Annotated in this window: 15 protein-coding genes; 10 read left to right on the top strand and 5 right to left on the bottom strand. The window is 70.3% G+C overall.

The genetic code is table 11. The features are described 5' to 3' along the window. Positions 1-187 precede the first annotated feature (187 nt). A complete protein-coding gene (locus tag C4U03_RS41390; RefSeq protein ID WP_200827615.1) occupies positions 188-658 on the bottom strand; it encodes a hypothetical protein in 471 nt (156 codons plus the stop codon). Between the two features lie 60 nt (positions 659-718). Here C4U03_RS41390 and C4U03_RS43065 point away from each other — a divergent pair, with 60 nt between their 5' ends. From C4U03_RS43065 to C4U03_RS32090, 3 genes are all read left to right on the top strand, one after another. Further along, complete coding sequence (locus C4U03_RS43065) at positions 719-889, top strand: transposase (protein ID WP_235018277.1); 171 nt, start codon at positions 719-721, stop codon at positions 887-889. Positions 890-1,004: 115 nt separating this feature from the next. Beyond that, on the top strand, positions 1,005-1,808 hold the full coding sequence (locus C4U03_RS32085) for a hypothetical protein (RefSeq protein ID WP_103943287.1): 804 nt from the start codon (positions 1,005-1,007) through the stop codon (positions 1,806-1,808). Further along, the gene (locus C4U03_RS32090; protein ID WP_103943289.1) at positions 1,805-2,185 is read left to right on the top strand and encodes a GntR family transcriptional regulator; all 381 of its coding nucleotides are present in this window, start codon (positions 1,805-1,807) and stop codon (positions 2,183-2,185) included. The genes C4U03_RS32085 and C4U03_RS32090 overlap by 4 nt, the downstream gene beginning before the upstream one ends. Before the next feature lie 372 nt (positions 2,186-2,557). On the opposite strand, the gene C4U03_RS32100 is transcribed toward C4U03_RS32090, so the two are convergent. From C4U03_RS32100 to C4U03_RS32115, 4 genes are all read right to left on the bottom strand, one after another. Continuing rightward, a complete protein-coding gene (locus C4U03_RS32100; protein WP_235018278.1) occupies positions 2,558-5,077 on the bottom strand; it encodes an excinuclease ABC subunit UvrA in 2,520 nt (839 codons plus the stop codon). Positions 5,078-5,251: 174 nt separating this feature from the next. After that, a complete protein-coding gene (locus tag C4U03_RS32105; RefSeq protein ID WP_103943293.1) occupies positions 5,252-5,782 on the bottom strand; it encodes a pyridoxamine 5'-phosphate oxidase family protein in 531 nt (176 codons plus the stop codon). A gap of 813 nt (positions 5,783-6,595) precedes the next feature. After that, the gene (locus tag C4U03_RS32110; protein ID WP_235018279.1) at positions 6,596-7,396 is read right to left on the bottom strand and encodes an SAM-dependent methyltransferase; all 801 of its coding nucleotides are present in this window, start codon (positions 7,394-7,396) and stop codon (positions 6,596-6,598) included. A 378-nt stretch (positions 7,397-7,774) separates the two neighbouring features. Further along, positions 7,775-8,983: an MFS transporter gene (locus C4U03_RS32115; RefSeq protein WP_103943296.1), complete on the bottom strand. Its 1,209-nt coding sequence runs from the start codon at positions 8,981-8,983 to the stop codon at positions 7,775-7,777. A 138-nt stretch (positions 8,984-9,121) separates the two neighbouring features. Between C4U03_RS32115 and C4U03_RS32120 the strand changes: the two genes are divergently transcribed. From C4U03_RS32120 to C4U03_RS32155, 7 genes are all read left to right on the top strand, one after another. Next, positions 9,122-9,592, top strand: coding sequence for a MarR family winged helix-turn-helix transcriptional regulator (locus C4U03_RS32120; RefSeq protein WP_103943298.1), 471 nt, complete (start codon positions 9,122-9,124; stop codon positions 9,590-9,592). A 447-nt stretch (positions 9,593-10,039) separates the two neighbouring features. Beyond that, on the top strand, positions 10,040-10,216 hold the full coding sequence (locus tag C4U03_RS42180) for a hypothetical protein (protein ID WP_160147165.1): 177 nt from the start codon (positions 10,040-10,042) through the stop codon (positions 10,214-10,216). A 72-nt stretch (positions 10,217-10,288) separates the two neighbouring features. Next, positions 10,289-10,378, top strand: a complete 90-nt coding sequence (gene kdpF / locus C4U03_RS42185; protein WP_103943302.1) for a K(+)-transporting ATPase subunit F — start codon at positions 10,289-10,291, stop codon at positions 10,376-10,378. Then, complete coding sequence (gene kdpA, locus C4U03_RS32140; RefSeq protein WP_103943304.1) at positions 10,378-12,045, top strand: potassium-transporting ATPase subunit KdpA; 1,668 nt, start codon at positions 10,378-10,380, stop codon at positions 12,043-12,045. Before kdpF ends, kdpA begins: the two co-directional genes overlap by 1 nt. Then, a complete protein-coding gene (kdpB, locus tag C4U03_RS32145) occupies positions 12,045-14,222 on the top strand; it encodes a potassium-transporting ATPase subunit KdpB (protein ID WP_103943306.1) in 2,178 nt (725 codons plus the stop codon). Before kdpA ends, kdpB begins: the two co-directional genes overlap by 1 nt. Positions 14,223-14,229: 7 nt before the next feature. Continuing rightward, positions 14,230-15,138 (top strand): potassium-transporting ATPase subunit C, encoded by a 909-nt coding sequence (locus C4U03_RS32150; protein ID WP_200827616.1) that lies wholly within the window; start codon positions 14,230-14,232, stop codon positions 15,136-15,138. Positions 15,139-15,153: 15 nt separating this feature from the next. Further along, entirely contained in the window at positions 15,154-17,778 is a 2,625-nt protein-coding gene (locus tag C4U03_RS32155) for a sensor histidine kinase (RefSeq protein WP_103943311.1), read from the top strand. Positions 17,779-18,002 lie beyond the last annotated feature (224 nt).

Raw genomic sequence — 18,002 nt, forward strand, 5'->3', positions numbered from 1 at the left:
GAGCGACCGAGGCCAGGTGAGGCGGTCGCTCGGCCGGGTCTGGGCTGCGACTCCCGGATCCTGCTGAGCACGGTGCGTACGGCGGTCGCGATGTCCTGGGCAGCACTGCTACGGGCCGTCTGGGACATTCGGTCGGCCATCACCGCTCCGGTGACCGACGACTGCGTTCCCGTCGCGGCCGCAGCCGTCAGGAGCGGCTGAACACCCACCGGACCCGGTTCCAGGTACGGCGATGCCATCGAGCGAGCTTCACGAGCCGGGGACGTCGGGGTGCGTACCATTCGACGTCTTCAAGCCCGGACAGAGCGTTCCCGTCGACGTCGGTGGGATCACGGCGGCAGCGCGCCGCCAGTTCCTCGACCAGGGCGCGCGCCTCGCCGCTGAGGTGTCCGAAGCGACGCGACAGATGCCCGATGCACAGCGCCGACAGCCCCAGCACGGGATGCCCGGAAGGCAGGCCACGGCCCAGGTGCAGGCACCATGCCTCGACGTACTCCCGGTCGTCGCAATGGAGCGCCAGGCTCACCAGCCAGTCCGCCGCCTCGCGTTCGAGCGTGCCCGCACCATGCGGGTCGGGCGGCTGGCCTTCGGTCTCGGCGAGGAGGGCGGTGAAGACGCGGTTCGCCTCGGCGTGCCACGCCTCCTCCTCAGACATCATCGACGGCAGTGTAACGAGTGCGCCACCGCGCTGCGGCTCGGCACTGTCCAGTCCCACCAGATGCTGCGCCGCTTCACCTGCGGCGGTCCCAAGCGCCCCGCCTACCAGGCCATCGAAGAACTCGGCCGGGTGATCGGCCCTGTTCTGGACCACCTGAACCTGTACGGACGCTTCGAGCTGGACATGGCCCGCCACCTCGACCTCGGCCAGGAGCCATCGTCGATGCCCTGACTCGGCCCTGCACTCCCGGAGCTCTGGCGAGGGCAAGGCGGGGGGCGGCTCGGTTGACTTTGTCGCAAGTTATGACGCAGGATGTTGATACAAACCTTGCGACAAAGGAGGGGGCATGGCGAACAGCTCCATACCGGGTGCTGGACCGCGGCCGGTGAACGTCCGATACGCGGAGACCTGGCTGCAGATGCACGGCCTCGGCGACGGCTCGCCGACGCCGTTGCTGACCGCGCGACTGGCGGTGCGGCAGCGGGTGCGGCTCCTCGGCAGTGTGCTGCAGGCAGTGCTGATCCTCGGGGCGGCGCTGGCGTTGGCGTTCGGCGGTTCCGGATCGCACCGGCCGACGCCGGTGCTGGCCCTGAGCGCGTTGGTCGTCGCCCTGGTGCTGGCCCGGACGCTGCTTGACGCCTGGATACGGCGCGTCGACCGGCAGGCCGGGGCGGCACTGGCGCGGCGAGCCGCCCATCCGGTGCAGCTCGGCTGGCGGGCCCTGCTCGGACGGCCGTACGCCGTCTTGGTGGCAAGTACCTTCGCCGGCGCGTTCGCGCTGGGGGCGAGCGCACTGGCCGTCGGCGAGGGCACCGCGCGGTACGCAGCCGTCGTGGTGCTGGTCGCCGTGGTCGGGGTCGGCATCGGCGAGGCCCTGCAACTGCGCGAGTTGCTGGCCCGGCCGGTCGTGGCCGAGGACGAGGTCTCGCTGATGGCCGACGTCATCATGCGCATCGAGGACGCGCGCGATGGCACCATGCCTACTGTGCTGTGGTCGCTGCCGATGGTGTTGCTGTTCGGGTCCGCGCCCGGCTGGTGGAACGCCGCCTCCATCGGCTTCGTGGTGCTGGGCATGGTCGCCTACATCACTGTTCAGTTCAGGGCGCCGGGTGCCGCGGCCGTGGCGCGAGAGGTGGTGGGCGCCCGGTGATCGTCATCGACGCGGACTCGCCGGTACCGCCGTTCGAGCAGCTACGGGCCCAGCTGGCCCGGCAGATCCAGGACCGCACGCTGGCCGTGGGCTCTCGGCTGCCGACCATTCGCCGGCTCGCGGCCGACCTCGGCCTGGCCGTCAACACGGTCGGCCGGGCCTATCGGGAGCTTGAGGAAGCCGGGCTGATCGAGACCCGGGGGCGGGCGGGCTCGTTCGTGTCAGCGGCCGGAGAGCAGGCCCGCGAACGAGCCCGCCAAGCCGCCGCCGACTATGCCGCCGTTGTGGCGAGCGTTGGCATCGACAACAGCGAGGCGCTCCGCATCGTCGAGGCCGCCCTGGGATGCTGCGACGCAGCGGCCCCCGCCTCAGGGTGACTCGGCTGTCTTGATCTACTCGCAATCCCCGTGCGACGAATCCGCGAGCCGGCTCACCGCCACTTTGCCCCTGGCCATGGCTATGAGGAGTTCGGGCCGATACGACAGGCGCCCCGGCCGGGGACCGGGCGGACGCCGGAGCGCGGCGACCGGAGGCAGGGGCGCGCCGGTCGGACGGGAACACTGGGCCGGACGCGCGGCCCTGCAGCAGGTGGGGTAGCAGCCGGGCGGCGCGCGGTGCCCGTTCACCTTCGGGATTCCAGCCCAGCCGATGCGGCAGCGAGGTACCACGCTGGGTGCAGTGGGCCCCGGACAGGCCGGCGATCAGCTCGGCGGCCTGCGTCCGCACCGGCTCGCGCCGGGCCCGGCACCTCAGCAGGGCGCGCCTTCCCTCACTTCCAGGAGCGGCAGGCCCGCTGCGTAGCGGCGGAAGAAACCGGCGGTCGGGGTGTCCGATGCCGCGACGGCGTCCGGGGTGCCCTCCGCGACCACCAAGCCCCCGTCCGGACCGGCTCCCGGCCCCAGGTCGATCACCCAGTCCGCGGACGCGGAGACGGGGATGTCATGTTCGGCCACGACGACGGTGTTGCCCGAGTCGAGCAGCACATCGAGCGCGTCCACCACACGCTGGACGTCGGACGGGTGCAGGCCTGAGACGGGCTCGTCGAGAACGACGAGGCCGGCCTTGCGGCTCGCCGCACCGCGTTGGATCGCGGACGCCAGCTTCAGCCGCTGGGCCTCGCCGCCGGACAACTCGGTGGCACTCTGGCCGAGTTGGAGATAGCCGAGCCCGACCCGGTTCAAGGCTCCCAGGGTCTCCGCGAGTTGCCGAGGCTCGGAGAACCGCTCCACGGCCTCGGCGACGGTCAGTTCCAGCACCTGATCGATGGCCAACCCCTGATACCTGACCTCCAACGCCTCTGGCTTGTAGCGCCGGCCCTCGCACGCGTCGCAGACAACCCACACATCCGGCAGGAAGTGCATGTCGACCAGCTTGCGGCCGTAACCGGTGCAGGTCTCGCAGCGGCCGCCGCCTGCGGTGTTGAAGCTGAACCAGGAGGCGTTGACCCCGCGCCCACGCGCCATGTCGGTCTCGGCGAACAGCTTGCGGACCATGTCGAACGCCTTGCTGTAGGTGGCCGGGTTGGACCGTGGCGTCCGCCCGAGCGGTTCCTGATCGACGATGGCGACCCAGCCGAAGTCCCTGAGGCCGGTCACCTCCCGGACCGTGTCGGTCGCCGTCCCGTTCAGGGCGGCCTCCACGCTCGTCCCGAGCGCGCCGAGCAGGCTGCTCTTGCCGCTGCCGCTCACCCCGGTCAGGCAGGTGAGCCGGCCGGCGGGGAAACGCACCAGGTCCGCGGTCACGTTGTGCGCACGCAGGCCGTGCAACTCCACCCAGCGGGTGTCGTTCCCGACCGGGCGGCGGGCCCGGCGCAGCCGCGGCCCCTGGCCGGCCAGGTAGCGGCCGGTCAGCGACGCCGGGTGGGCGGCCACATCGGCGGGCGGTCCCGACACCAGGACCTCACCGCCAAGGCGGCCCGCGCCGGGCCCCATATCGATCACCCAGTCGGCCCGGGCGATCAGCTCAGGGTCGTGCTCAACGAGGAGCACCGTGTTGCCGGCCGCACGCAGTTCCAGTGCGATGTCGAGCAGATGCGCCTTGTCCGCCGGATGCAGCCCGGTCCCGGGCTCGTCCAGGACGAAGATGATGCCGCTCAGCTCGGTGCCGAGCTGTGCGGCGAGCCGGGTCCGCTGCAACTCGCCCCCGGACAGCGTCGCCGCGCTCCGGGACAGTTGGAGATGGGCCAGACCGAGCCGGTCAAGGATCGCGAGCCTGCGGCTCAGGTCCTGCAGCAGCGGCTCACCCACCTCGCGCTGCCGGGCGCCCAGGTCGTCCGCCACGTACGTGGCCCAGCCGCGGACCTCCCGCACTTCCACTTCGAGCAGGTCGGGATAGGTCAGCCCGCCGAGCCGCACGGACCGGGTCACCCGGCCGTACCCGCTGCCGTCGCAGGTGCCGCAGGGCTGTTTGCGCATGTACGTCAGGTAGCGCTGCTTGGCGCTGGAGGTCTGGGCGTTCGCGAACACCCGTTCCACCTCGGCGAGCGTGCCCCGCAGCGGCCGGCTCGAGGTGTAGGTCATCAGGGCCGTCTCATTCTTGTTCGGCATGTCGACGGTCGCCTCGATCTTCTCGTCGCCCGTGCCGTACAGCACGCAGTGACGGAACTCCTCGGGCAGCGACTGCCAGGGCCGGCCGAGGTCCACGCCCCGCTTCTCGGCGAGTGCCGGGATGAACGCGTGCTCCCCCGACCGCCACTTCGCGTACCAGGGGGAAGCCCCCTCGAACAGGGGAAGCTCCGGGTGGGTGATGATCAGGTCTTCCTGCGCCTGCCAGCGCCCGCCCGCCCCGTGGCAGTCCGCGCAACTCCCTTCCGGCGTGTTGCGGTCGAAGTGAGCGGTCGTCAGATGCCCGTCGCCGCGCTCGGCTGCCGGGTCCGCGCCGACCCCGGGAAGACGCGAGTACAGCAGCCCCAGGTGCCCGTCGATGCCGGTGATCGTCGCGACCGTGGAGCGGGGGTTGCGGTTCAGGCGGCGCTGGTCGACGGCGAGCGTGGCGCCGAGCCCCAGGATGCGGTCGACCTTCGGCCGATTGCGCTGGGTGATGTACTGCCGTACGAACGGCGACAGCCCTTCCAGGTACCGCAGTTGGGCCTCGTTGTGCAGGGTGTCGATGGCCAGCGAGGTCTTGCCGCTGCCGCTGACTCCGGTGAAGGCGACGAGCCGCCCCTTGGGGATGCTCACCGACACGTCCCGCAGATTGTTGGTACGAGCCCCCACCACGTCGATGGTCTCGTGCTCCATGCTCGCGACGTCCCGTACGAATACGGTCAACTCTCGTCCACCCTCTCGCAACACGGCAGGGCATGGGCGGACAGGCCCCGCCCATGCCGAACAAACGAACCGATCACGCCACTACACGGCGGCCGCTCGTCCTCAACGGGATGAGCGGCCGGTTGGCCAGATGTCCCGGCACATGGCCGGTCCCGATGCGGCCCGTGCTGCGGATCAGGACCGCGACGCCGCGGTGAGCTTGGCGATGTCGGGGGCGTAGACGCTCATCCAGTGCGGATGCAGCCGGTAGTAGACCACGTCGTTGTCCCAGTCGAAGGCGTCGTCGCCGTAGAAGTCCTTGAAGTAGGCGAGCAGATCCGGCCAGTCCGCGGCCGGCTCGCCGTCCTGGGGGTTGAGGATCTCCACCGTGCCGTGCGTGAACACGCCCAGGTCCTCACCGCGCATGTGCGCGACGCTGGCGACGGGGCGGGCGGCCAGATGGCCGGCCTTGGCGGCCTTGCGTGCCGTGCCGAAGTGCCACTTACCGTGCAGGAAGTGCCCGTCCGCCCCGCTGATCCGTGGCTCGCCCTTGGCCGTCACGGTGGAAAGGGCCAGGGTGCACATCCCGGTGAGGACGCCGGTGAGCTGCTCCGCGGTCAGCGTGCTCTCGGCATTGATGATCGAGCGGAGATGTGAGGTGGAACGGGACAGCGAAGCGTCCAGTAGGGCCTGCAGCTCGTTGAGCTCTTCTCGGGTTTCGCGCATCGAGGTCCTCGTCTATCCGTAGGGCTCGGTCCACGTCCGTCATCGACGCCGACCGGTGGAACCATGCTCGACCCAAAACCCGACATCTTGTGTCACGTTTTTCATCCGTCCTGCGGACGCCCCACACGGCGACGACGGCTCCACCTGCTCCCCGCCCGTACGGCGGCGGGCGCAGCCTCTTCCCCCGTACAGCGGGACAGCGAGCGGCACCGCCCTTTCCGAGGCGTTTTGCGGTGGTCAGGATCACCGTCGAGTCGCAACGCCGGGAGGGCCGATGCTGCAGGCGTCACCGCTGCAGTCAGGGGATCCGACGGAGGTGGCCGGGTATCGGCTGACCGGGCGGCTAGGGGCCGGGGGACAGGGACGGTCTTCCTGGGGTACGCGCCGGATAACTTGCCCGTCGCGGTGAAGGTGCTGCACGCCCGGTTCGACGGGGACGCCCGGGCCAGGGCGCGGTTCGCCTGGGAGATCCAGGCGGCCCGGCGGGTGGCGTCGTTCTGTACGGCCAGGACACCATGCCCGCGGTCTTCAACCGCATCCTGACCGCCGACCCTGACCCCGACCCCGACCTCGGCGGCCTGGCCGAACCGTTGCGCGGCATCATCGCCGCCTGCCTGGCCAAGGACCCACAGGCCCGGCCGACCGCCGAGCGCGCCCGAGCTACCGTGCGCGGCGGTGGCAAGCGCACCGAGGCCCTGCGCGAGGCCGTGCGCGCCGAACGCGCGGATGCCTGGACCGATGGAGGTCCTGAAGGACGCCGGGCCTACTCGATCGGCCCCGGGTCATCCGCCGTCAGCCCTGCAGAACGCGCGATCACTCCATCGGTTTGCGGGCGACCGCGCAGGCCCCCAGATCCGCGATCTCGTCGCCGGGCTCCTGCTCGCCAGGCTCCAGTTCGGGCCGCCAACGGTATGGTTCGACCAGGCCTGGTTCGAGGAGTTCGAAGTCGCCGAACAGTGCGGTGATCTCGTCCCTGTCGCGCAGGGTGCCCAGGCCCATCGTCCCCTGATACGCCTTGGCGACCTCCCGCAGGGCCGGGAGCACATGGCTGATCGTCAGGAAGCTGCCGGGGGCGAGCCGGCTGCGGAGGTAGGCCAGCAGGTCAGCGGGCTGAGGGTCGGGCAGGAAGTGGAACAGGGCCAGCGCGCTGACGGCGATCGGCCGGCGGAAGTCCAGCGTCCGGGCCGCCTGCTGTACGACGCGGTCGATGTCGACGACGTCGGAGTCGATGTAGTCGGTGGCGCCCTCCGGCCGGCTGGTCAGCAGCGCGCGGGCATGAGTGAGCACGATCGGGTCATTGTCGACGTACACCACCCGGGAGTCGGGAGCGATGCTCTGGGCGACCTCGTGCAGGTTGGGCGAGGTCGGCAATCCGGTACCGAGGTCCAGGAACTGTCGGATCCCGTAGTCGCGCGCGAGCAGACAGACCGAGCGGGCCAGGAACCTGCGATTGGCCTGCGCCAGCGGCCGCAACTGCGGACAGATGCCCAGAATCCGCTGGCCGAACTCTCGGTCAGCACCGAAGTGGTTCTTGCCGCCCAGGTAGAAGTCGTACACCCGCGCGGGGTGCGGCTCGTCAGTGCGCAGATCCACAGAAGGTGGGGTGTCGGTCACGAAGGGCTCTTCCTGGGAGGGGAGTCACGTGCGGTCGCGTCAGTAGGAGTGTAGCGGCGGCAGCGCCCATGATCGCCGTCTCTGCGCGTTCACTTGATTTTCGCCGGTCCGGTGCAGGCTCCTGCAGCACCTCTGCTCCGTGGAACTTCATCCCTTGCTGGGAGTTCTGGTTCGTCGCGCGAATTTCTGGCCGGTCCACAGGAAAGGCTGTAGCACGTTCACAGGATGGCCGGCATCACGGAGATGGCGGTGATGCTCACTGTCGGGCACGGTGTTCTGGAAGTCGGCAGGGCCGAAGACGTCGTTCGCGCTGCGATAGCGCCCTATCGCGGAGGTGGCGAAATAGGGGATCGCGGGTGGGCGATCCGCGGAGCCGGCTCATCGGTGCCCGACGGGCTGCTGTTCGGCGGGTGCGGAGGCCGCGACGGCGGTGTTCGGGGCGTTGTCCCGGCGTTCCAGGGCGGCGGAGAGGAAGGCGAGCAGCAGAGCGGCGGCGGCGAGGGCGGCGCCGACCCAGTTGGGGGCGGTGTAGCCGAGACCGGCGGCGATGACGAGGCCGCCGAGCCAGGCGGACAGAGCGTTGCCGAGGTTGAAGGCGCCGATGTTCACGGCCGACGCCAGGGTCGGGGCGCGGTGCGCCTGGTCGATGATGCGTTTCTGCAGGGGTGGGACGGTGGCGAAGCCCAGCGCGCCGATCAGGGTGATCGTGGCGGCCGCGAGGATCTTGTGGTGCGCGGTGAGCGTGAACAGGGCCAGGACGACCGCCAGGGCGCCCAGGGAGACGTACAGCATGGGCATCAGGGCACGGTCGGCGAACCTGCCGCCGACGAGGTTGCCGCCGACCATGCCGAGGCCGAACAGGACGAGTAGCCAGGTGACCGAGCCGTCGGCGAAGCCGGCGACGTGGGTCATCATCGGTGCGATGTAGGTGATGGCCGCGAAGACGCCGCCGAAGCCCAGTACGGTCATCGCCATGGCGAGCAGGACCTGGGCGTTCTTGAAGGCGGCCAGTTCCTGACGCAGGTGCACGCCCTCCGGCTTGGGCGTCCGGGGGACGAGCATGGCGATGCCGGCCAGGCCGATCACGCCGAGGGCGGCGACGATGCCGAAGGTGACGCGCCAGCCGGCGCTCTGGCCGACGAAGGTGCCCAGCGGGACACCGACGACGTTGGCGACGGTCAGACCGGTGAACATCATCGCGATGGCGCCGGCCTTCTTGCCCGGCGCGACCAATCCGGCTGCGACGACGGAGCCGATGCCGAAGAACGCGCCGTGCGCGAGCGAGGCGACCACGCGGCCGAGCAGCATCACGGCGAAGGCGGGGGCGAGGGCGGAGATCAGGTTGCCGACGGTGAACAACCCCATCAGCAGCATCAGCATCCGCTTGCGGGGGGTCTCGGCGCCGACGACGGTCATCAGCGGGGCGCCGAACACGACGCCCAGCGCGTAGCCCGTCACCAGCAGGCCGGCGGTGGGGATGGAGACGCCGAAGTCTCCCGCGACCTCGGGCAGCAGCCCCATGATCACGAACTCGGTCGTTCCGATGCCGAAGGCCCCGATCGCCAGGGCCACAAGCGCGAGAGGCAAGGGACCACACCTTCCCAGGTGGTTGCAGACAGCTTTTTGCCGCGCCGACAATAGTTGTAGACGCGGGATATTGCAACATCCGACTATCGCGATGTTGCTCTATCCTGGTGGCGGCCGCTCTGGGACGGAGGGATGCTCATGACCGCGACGGACCCCGCGCCCACCGCCCTGGCACAGGGCTGGTGCGCCCTGTCCTTGCTGCACGGAAGGATCGAGGCGCACATCGAGCGCGCCCTGCAGGCCGGGCACGACCTGAGTGTGCGCGAGTACTCCCTGCTCGACGTGCTCAGCCGGCAGCACGACGGCGAGGGCGGCCACCTGCAGATGAAGCAGGTCGCCGACGCGGTGGTCCTCAGCCACAGCGCCACCACCCGCCTGGTGACGCGTCTGGAGGAACGGGGACTGCTCCAGCGCTACCTGTGCCCCACCGATCGCCGTGGCATCTACACCGACGTCACCGAAGCCGGCAGGAGACTGCTGGAGGAGGCGCGGCCCACCAACGACGCCGCCCTGCGCGAAGCGCTCGACGAGGCGGCCGAGCACCCCGAACTGGCACCGCTCGTCAGCGCCGTGAAGTCGTTCCACGTACCCGCGCCCACATCGAAGTAGGCAGAGGTGCCGCCCGCGCCTTCGACGACCTGGAGGCCGCGGGGAAGGCGCGCGCGTTCGGGGTCTCCAACCACACCCCCGGCAGACCGACCTGCCCCACCACCACGTGCGCCAACCGATCGTGATCGACCAGCTCCAACTGCCGATCACCCACCCCGATCATCGCCCAGGGCCTGACGTCGAAAACAAGGACACGTTCGTGGATGCCTTCCGCAATGGCCGGATCTCCGGCCGGTAGCCGGCGCTGAGGCAGACGTTCGGCGTTAGGGACGTGTTAAGGCTTTGGGTCTGGGCGCTAAGAACGCGTCAAGATGTCTCGAAGTATTGCAAAGGCGACGCTTTACTCCTGGGGTGCCCGGAAATCAGGGGTGCGATACAGCCCCAGGGGAGATCACGATGGACCGTTTGGAAGCGTCCGCTCGGACGCTGTCTCGCGGAGCTTTCCGCGTGTTCGTCGTCGCGGTCGTGCTGAAGCAGGCGCCCTGGCGGGTCGCGTTCATCGTGCTGGTGAACGCGGTGGCGGCGTGGGCGTTCCGCGCGCCCGCCGTCGTCGGGGCCTCCCTGGGGGCGTGTCCCGGGAAAGGATCCCGGGACGTCCGATCGAGGAATCGAAAAAATGTCTGATCTGGCGTTCGTGCTGCTGACAGTGGCGGTGTTCGCACTGCTGGCGCTGGTGGTGAAGGCGGTGGAACGGCTATGACCGTAGAGAACGTGGTCGGCCTGGTGCTGGCCGTGCTGCTGACCGTCTTCCTGGTGGCGGCCCTTCTTTTTCCGGAGCGTTTCTAGTGAGCCCGACGACGGCGGGGATCCTTTTCCTGGGATCGCTCGTGCTCGCCCTGGCCCTGGTCTACCGGCCGCTGGGCGACTACATGTACCGGGCGTACTCCGGGACGGGGCACCTGCGCGGTGAGCGCTGGATCTACCGGCTGGTGGGAGTGAAGCCCGACGCCGAGCAGCGCTGGGGCGTGTACGCCCGCAGTGTGCTGGCGTTCTCGGTGGTCAGCCTGTTGTTCCTGTACGGGTTGCAGCGGCTGCAGGACCGTCTGCTGCTGAGCCTGGGCATGGACCCGGTCAAGCCGGACCAGGCGTGGAACACCGCGGTCAGCTTCGTCACCAACACCAACTGGCAGTCGTACTCGGGCGAGTCGACGATGGGCCACCTGGTGCAGATGACCGGGCTGGCGGTGCAGAACTTCGTGTCGGCGGCGGTCGGCATGGCCGTGGCGATCGCGCTGGTGCGCGGGTTCGCCCGCACCAGGACCGACCAGCTCGGCAACTTCTGGGTGGACCTGACCCGCGGCACCGTCCGGATCCTGCTGCCCATCGCGTTCGTCGCCGCGCTGATCCTGGTCAGCGGCGGGGTGGTGCAGAACTTCTGGAACCCGGCCGACCACACCGTGGCCACCATCGCCGGCGGACAGCAGGCCATCACCGGCGGCCCGGTGGCGTCCCAGGAGGTCATCAAGGAACTGGGCACCAACGGCGGCGGTTTCTACAACGCCAACTCCGCGCACCCGTTCGAGAACGCCACCGCGTGGACCAACTGGTTGGAGATCTTCCTGATTCTGCTGATCCCGTTCGCGTTGACCCGCACGTTCGGGCGGATGGTCGGCCAGGTGCGGCAGGGGTACGCGATCGCCGCGGTGATGGGCGTGCTCGCCCTGGCCAGCATTTCGCTGACCATGCTCTTCCAGGGGATTCACCACGGGACCGTGCCGACCGCCGTGGGCGCCGCCACCGAGGGCACCGAGACCCGGTTCGGGGTGCTGAACTCGGCGGTCTTCGCCGCCTCGACCACGCTCACCTCGACCGGCGCGGTGAACTCGTTCCACGACTCCTACACCAGCCTCGGCGGCATGATGACGCTGTTCAACATGATGCTCGGCGAGGTCGCGCCCGGGGGTGTGGGCGCGGGGCTGTACGGCATGCTGGTCCTGGCCGTGATCACGGTGTTCGTGGCCGGGCTGATGGTCGGCCGTACGCCCGAGTACCTGGGCAAGAAGATCGGCAGCCGGGAGATCAAGTTCGCCTCGCTGTACTTCCTGATCACGCCGATCCTGGTGCTGGTCGGCACGGGGGTGGCGATGGCGACCGACAGCGGCCGCGCGGGGATGCTCAACTCCGGGCCGCACGGGCTTTCGGAGGTGCTGTACGCGTTCACCTCGGCGTCCAACAACAACGGGTCCGCGTTCGCGGGACTGACGGTGAACACGGTGTTTTACGACACCGCGCTGGGGTTGTGCATGGCGTTCGGCCGGTTCCTGCCGATCATCTTCGTGCTGGCATTGGCCGGGTCGCTGGCCCGCCAGGGGCAGACGCCCGCGTCGGAGGGCACCCTGCCCACCCACCGGCCGCAGTTCGTCGGCATGGTCGCCGGCGTGACGGTCGTGCTGGTCGCCCTCACGTTCCTGCCCGCGCTGGCGCTCGGGCCGCTGGCTGAAGGAATTCACTGATGACTGCACAGACGCTGAGCGCGTCACCTGCTCCGGCGCAGACGCCCACCCCCAGGGGCGGCGGCAAGGTCTCCGGAGGGCTGCTCGACCCCGGGCAACTGTTGCGATCGCTGCCGGACGCGGTGCGCAAGCTGGACCCGCGGACGCTGTGGCGCAACCCGGTCATGCTGATCGTCGAGGTCGGCGCCGTGTGGACCACGATGCTGGCGATCGCCCGGCCGAGCTGGTTCGGCTGGCTGATCACGGTTTGGCTGTGGCTGACGGTGATCTTCGCCAACCTGGCCGAGGCGGTGGCCGAGGGACGCGGCAAGGCGCAGGCCGACTCGCTGCGCCGGGCCAAGACGGATGTGACGGCCCGCCGACTCGTCGGCTGGACCGCCGGTCAGGCCGAGGCACGTGCGGAGCGGGTCGGCGCGCCGGAGCTCCGGCAGGGCGACATCGTGGTCGTGGACGCCGGTGAGATCATCCCTGGCGACGGGGACGTGGTCGAGGGCATCGCCAGCGTGGACGAGTCGGCCATCACCGGCGAGTCGGCCCCGGTGATCCGCGAGTCGGGCGGTGACCGGTCGGCCGTCACCGGCGGTACCAAGGTGCTCTCGGACCGGATCATCGTGAAGATCACCCAAAAGCCCGGGCAGAGCTTCATCGACCGGATGATCGCCCTGGTGGAGGGGTCCAGCCGGCAGAAGACGCCCAACGAGATCGCGCTGAACATCCTGCTCGCCGCGCTGACGATCATCTTTCTGCTGGCCACCGCCACGCTGCAGCCGCTGGCGATCTACGCCAAGGCCGGCAACCCCGGCGTGCCCGACTCGCCGGCGCTCGACGCGCACGGGGTCAGCGGGATCGTGCTGGTGTCGCTGCTGGTGTGCCTGATCCCCACGACGATCGGGGCGCTGCTGTCGGCGATCGGCATCGCTGGGATGGACCGGATGGTGCAGCGCAACGTGCTGGCGATGAGCGGACGCGCCGTTGAGGCGGCGGGGGACGTCAACACCCTGCTGCTGGACAAGACCGGCACGATCACGCTGGGCAACCGGCAGGCGGCCGAGTTCGTCCCGCTGGACGGTGTGACCGAGGCCGCGCTGGCCAGCGCGGCGCAGCTGTCCAGCCTCGCCGACGAGACCCCTGAGGGCCGGTCGGTCGTGGTGTTCGCCAAGCAGAGTTACGGGCTGCGCGAGCGCACCCCCGGTGAATTGACGCACGCCATGTGGGTGCCGTTCAGCGCCCAGACCCGCATGTCCGGCGTGGACCTGGACGAGTCCGGCGACGGGCGCCCGGGCCGGAGCCTGCGCAAGGGTGCGGCCGGTGCGGTGGCGGACTGGGTGCGCGAGCAGGGCGGGCCCGTCCCGCCGCGGCTCAGCGAGATCGTCGACGGTATCTCCGCCTCCGGTGGCACACCCCTGGTGGTGGGCGAAACGGTGGACGGCTCCGCCCGTGTCCTGGGGGTGATTCATCTCAAGGATGTAGTCAAGCAGGGCATGCGCGAACGCTTCGACGAGATGCGCGCCATGGGGATCCGCACAGTGATGATCACGGGGGACAACCCGCTGACCGCCAAGGCGATCGCCGACGAGGCCGGGGTGGACGACTACCTGGCCGAGGCCAAGCCCGAGGACAAGCTCGCCCTCATCAAGAAGGAGCAGCAGGGCGGCCGGCTGGTGGCGATGACCGGTGACGGCACCAACGACGCGCCTGCCCTCGCCCAGGCCGACGTCGGGGTGGCGATGAACACCGGCACCTCGGCCGCCAAGGAGGCCGGGAACATGGTGGACCTGGACTCCGACCCCACCAAGCTCATCGAGATCGTGCAGATCGGCAAGCAACTGCTGATCACCCGGGGCGCGCTGACCACCTTCTCGATCGCCAACGACGTCGCCAAGTACTTCGCGATCATCCCGGCGCTGTTCGTGGGGCTGTTCCCCGGGCTGGACACGCTGAATGTGATGCGGCTGTCCAGCCCGCAGTCGGCGATCCTGTCGGCGGTGGTGTTCAACGCGCTGATCATCGTGGCGCTGATCCCACTCGCCCTGCGCGGGGTCAGGTACCGGCCCAGCAGCGCCTCCAAGTTGCTGTCGCGCAACCTGGCCGTCTACGGCCTGGGCGGGATCGTGACCCCGTTCATCGGTATCAAGCTCATCGACCTGTTCATCCAGTTCCTTCCTGGGATGTCCTGACATGCGTATGCCAAGTTGGATTCGCCAGCACCTGGCCGCCGTGCGCGCGCTGCTCGTGTTCACGGTGGTGTGCGGTATCGCCTACCCACTGGCCGTCTGGGCGGTCGCGCAGGTCCCGGGCCTGAACGACAGGGCGAACGGGTCGATCGTCAAAACGGCCGACGGGCGGACGGCGGGCAGCGCGCTGATCGGCCAGGCCTTCACCGACAACAACGGCGACCCGCTCAGGCAGTACTTCCAGAGTCGCCCGTCCGCCGCCGGGGACGGCTACGATCCCACGTCCACCAGCGCCAGCAACCTCGGCCCCGAGGACATCCTCGACACGCTGCCGGTCCCCGGCGCCAAGGACGAGGAGGACAACCCTGATGAGGGCAGGCAGAGCCTGCTCACCCAGGTGTGCGAACGCAGTAAGGCGGTCGGGGAACTGGAGGGCGTGAGCGGTGCCCGGCCGTACTGCACCCCCGACGGTGTGGGGGCGGTGCTGAAGGTGTTCGGCGCGCGCGCCGCCGATGGGTCCGTCCCCAAGCCGACCCGGGTGGTGAGCGCCAACCAGGGATGCCCGGCTCAGCCGTTCCTCGGCACCTACCTGGGCGTACGGGTCGAGTGCGCCAAGCCGGGCGAGGACCTCGCTGCCGGCCTGACCGTGCCGATCCGAGGGAACGCGCCCGCCACGCCGAAGGTGCCCGCCGACGCGGTGACCGCCAGCGGCAGCGGCCTCGACCCCCACATCAGCCCCGAATACGCCAGGCTCCAGGCGCCACGGGTCGCCAAGGCCCGGGGCGTCCCAGTGGCCCAGGTGCTGGCGGCCATCAAGCACAACGAGACGGGGCGGGCGCTCGGGTTCATGGGCGAACCCGCGGTCAACGTCCTCCGGCTCAACCTTGCGCTCGACAAGACCCATCCCTACCGCGGATAGACAGGAGAAAAGGTCATGGCGCGAGGGCGGCTCCGCATCTACCTGGGAGCCGCCCCGGGCGTCGGCAAGACCTACGCGATGCTCGCGGAGGGGCGCCGGCGCAAGGGGCGGGGCACCGACGTGGTGGTCGGTCTCGTCGAGACGCACGGCCGCCCTCGCACCGAAGAGCAACTCGGGGGACTGGAGGTGCTGCCCCGCAAGACCATGCGGTACCGGGGCGCCACCTTCACCGAGCTCGACGTCGAGGCGGTGATCGCGCGGCGCCCGCAGGTGGCGCTGGTCGACGAGCTCGCGCACACCAACGTGCCCGGCTCGCGCAACGCCAAGCGCTGGCAGGACATCGACCAGATCCTCGACGCGGGCATCGACGTCATCTCCACCGTCAACGTCCAGCACCTGGACTCGGTCAACGACGTCGTGGAGGCCATCACCGGCGTGCCGCAGCGCGAGACCGTCCCTGACGAGGTGGTGCGCCGCGCCGGCCAGGTCGAGTTGATCGACATGACGCCCGAGGCGCTGCGGCGCCGCATGGCGCACGGCAACGTCTACGCCCCTGAGAAGATCGACGCCGCCCTCGGTAACTACTTCCGGATCGGCAACCTGACCGCCCTGCGCGAGCTGGCGCTGCTGTGGCTGGCCGACAAGGTCGACGACCAGCTCGACCGCTACCGCGCCGACCACGACATCCGCGGCACCTGGGAGGCCCGCGAACGCGTCGTCGTCGCCCTGACCGGCGGCCCCGAGGGCGAGACCCTGATCCGGCGGGCCGCCCGCATCGCCGACCGCACCAAGGGCGCCGACCTGCTGGCCGTCCACGTCGCCAACAGCGACGGGCTCACCGGTGCCGACCCCGCCAACCTCGTCAAACAGCGCACCTTGGTGGAGAGCCTGGGCGGCACGTACCACCAGGTGGTCGGCGATGACGTGCCCACCGCGCTGCTGGACTTCGCCCGCGGCGTCAACGCCACCCAGCTCGTGCTCGGCGCGTCCCGCCGCGGCCGCATCGCGCAGATCTTTTCCCGCGGCGTCGGAGTCACCACCACCGCCCTGTCCGGGACGATCGACGTGCACCTGGTCACCCACGAGGAGGTCAGCCGAGGCAGACGGCCACGGCCGCCGGGCGGCGGGCTGTCGCGGTGGCGGCGGGTCGCGGGCTTCGCGCTGGCCGTCGCGGTGCTGCCCCTGCTCACGCTGCTGCTCCAGGTGGCGCAGCCCGACCTGTCGCTGCCCAGCGACATCCTGCTGTTCCTGCTCGCGGTGGTCGGCGTCGGTCTGGTCGGCGGACTGCGTCCGGCGCTGTTCGCCGCCGTGGCCGGGTCGTTGCTGCTCAACTACTACTTCACCCCGCCGATCCACGAGTTCACCATCGCCGAGCGGGACAATCTGCTGGCGCTGGTCGTGTTCGTGGCCGTCGCCGTCGCCGTCAGCGCGGTGGTGGACGTCAACTACCGGCGCAGCCGCGAGGCGGCCCGGGCGCGCACCGAGGCCGAAGTGCTGTCCACGCTGGCCGGGGGCGTGCTGCGCGGGCACAGCGCCGTGCACGACATCCTGCAACGCCTCCGGGAGACCTTCGCACTCACCGCCGTCACCCTGCTGGAACGCGAGCCGGGCACCGCCGAGACCCCGGGCCTGCTCGACGACCCGGAACGCTGGCGCATCGTGGCCACGGCAGGCGGCCCCCCGTGCCCGACCCCGCAGGCCGGGGAGACCGAGATCCCCATCTCCAAGGAACTGGTGCTGGCCATGCGGGGACGCACCCTGCGGGCCGAGGACCGGCGGGTGCTGGAGGCGTTCGCCGCGCACGCCGCCGTGGCGCTGCGCCAGCAGCGCCTGTCCGCCGAGGCCGAGCAGGTACGGCCGCTGGCCGAGGCGGACCGGATGCGCACCGCCCTGCTCAACGCCGTCAGCCACGACCTGCGCACCCCGCTGGCCTCGGCCAAGGCCGCCGTCGACAGCCTGCGCAGCCAGGACGTCGCCTGGGACCCCGAGGATCGGGAGGAACTGCTCGACACCGCCGCCGAGTCGCTGGGCCGCCTGGACCGGCTGGTGGCCAATCTGCTGGACATGAGCCGCCTGCAGGCCGGGATGCTCGGCGTCTCGTCCCAGCGGGTCGCCGTCGAGGACATCGTGCCCCGTGCCCTCGGCGACGTCGGGAGGGCCGAGGTTCGCATCCGGATTCCCGAGCCGCTGCCCGAGGTGGTGGCCGACCCGGCGCTGCTGGAACGCGTCCTGGCCAACCTGGTCGGCAACGCCGCCCGGCACAACCCGCCCGAGCAGCCCGTCATGGTGACCGCCAGTGCGCACGCCGAGCACGTCGAGGTGCGGGTGATCGACCGCGGCCCCGGCATCCCGCCCGCCGACTGGGACCGGGTGTTCCTGCCGTTCCAGCGGCTCGGCGACCGCGACAACGGCAGCGGCGTCGGGCTCGGCCTGGCGCTGTCGCGCGGGCTGACCGAGGCGATGGGCGGCACCCTGACCCCCGAGGAGACCCCCGGCGGGGGTTTCACCATGATCGTCACCCTGCCCATCGCCGGCACCGCCACCGACGGCGAACCGCTCGCCGACCCGATCATCCTCGACCGGGTCGCCGCCTGGCGGGACGGCACCGATCCGCAGCCGCCGAGGCGGGAACGTCCATGACCCGCGTCCTCGTCGTCGACGACTCCCCGCAGATCCTGGCCACGCTGCGGCGCAAGCTGGAGCGTGACCCGTCGCGTCCGCGCCGTTCGCGCACTCCCGCACCGGAACGATGAAGAGTTCGTCTACCTGGTTCGTCCTTTCGGAACCGTCCAACGAGCCTCACCGTAAGCACCGCGCCGGCCCTCGGCGCGTTTTCGCTACGCGCTCTTTACGCCCTGTCCCAA

It is taken from the genome of Thermomonospora echinospora (genome assembly GCF_900108175.1).
GTDB classification, from domain to species: domain Bacteria; phylum Actinomycetota; class Actinomycetes; order Streptosporangiales; family Streptosporangiaceae; genus Thermomonospora; species Thermomonospora echinospora.

Excerpts from the sequence above, each read along its gene's own strand:
- C4U03_RS32155 (WP_103943311.1), top strand. The coding sequence starts at position 15,154 with ATGGCGCGAGGGCGGCTCCGCATCTACCTGGGAGCCGCCCCGGGCGTC.
- C4U03_RS41390 (WP_200827615.1), bottom strand. The coding sequence starts at position 658 with ATGATGTCTGAGGAGGAGGCGTGGCACGCCGAGGCGAACCGCGTCTTC.
- kdpF (WP_103943302.1), top strand. The coding sequence starts at position 10,289 with ATGACCGTAGAGAACGTGGTCGGCCTGGTGCTGGCCGTGCTGCTGACC.
- kdpB (WP_103943306.1), top strand. The coding sequence starts at position 12,045 with ATGACTGCACAGACGCTGAGCGCGTCACCTGCTCCGGCGCAGACGCCC.
- C4U03_RS32105 (WP_103943293.1), bottom strand. The coding sequence starts at position 5,782 with ATGCGCGAAACCCGAGAAGAGCTCAACGAGCTGCAGGCCCTACTGGAC.
- C4U03_RS32085 (WP_103943287.1), top strand. The coding sequence starts at position 1,005 with ATGGCGAACAGCTCCATACCGGGTGCTGGACCGCGGCCGGTGAACGTC.
- C4U03_RS32150 (WP_200827616.1), top strand. The coding sequence starts at position 14,230 with ATGCCAAGTTGGATTCGCCAGCACCTGGCCGCCGTGCGCGCGCTGCTC.
- C4U03_RS43065 (WP_235018277.1), top strand. The coding sequence starts at position 719 with ATGCTGCGCCGCTTCACCTGCGGCGGTCCCAAGCGCCCCGCCTACCAG.
- C4U03_RS32120 (WP_103943298.1), top strand. The coding sequence starts at position 9,122 with ATGACCGCGACGGACCCCGCGCCCACCGCCCTGGCACAGGGCTGGTGC.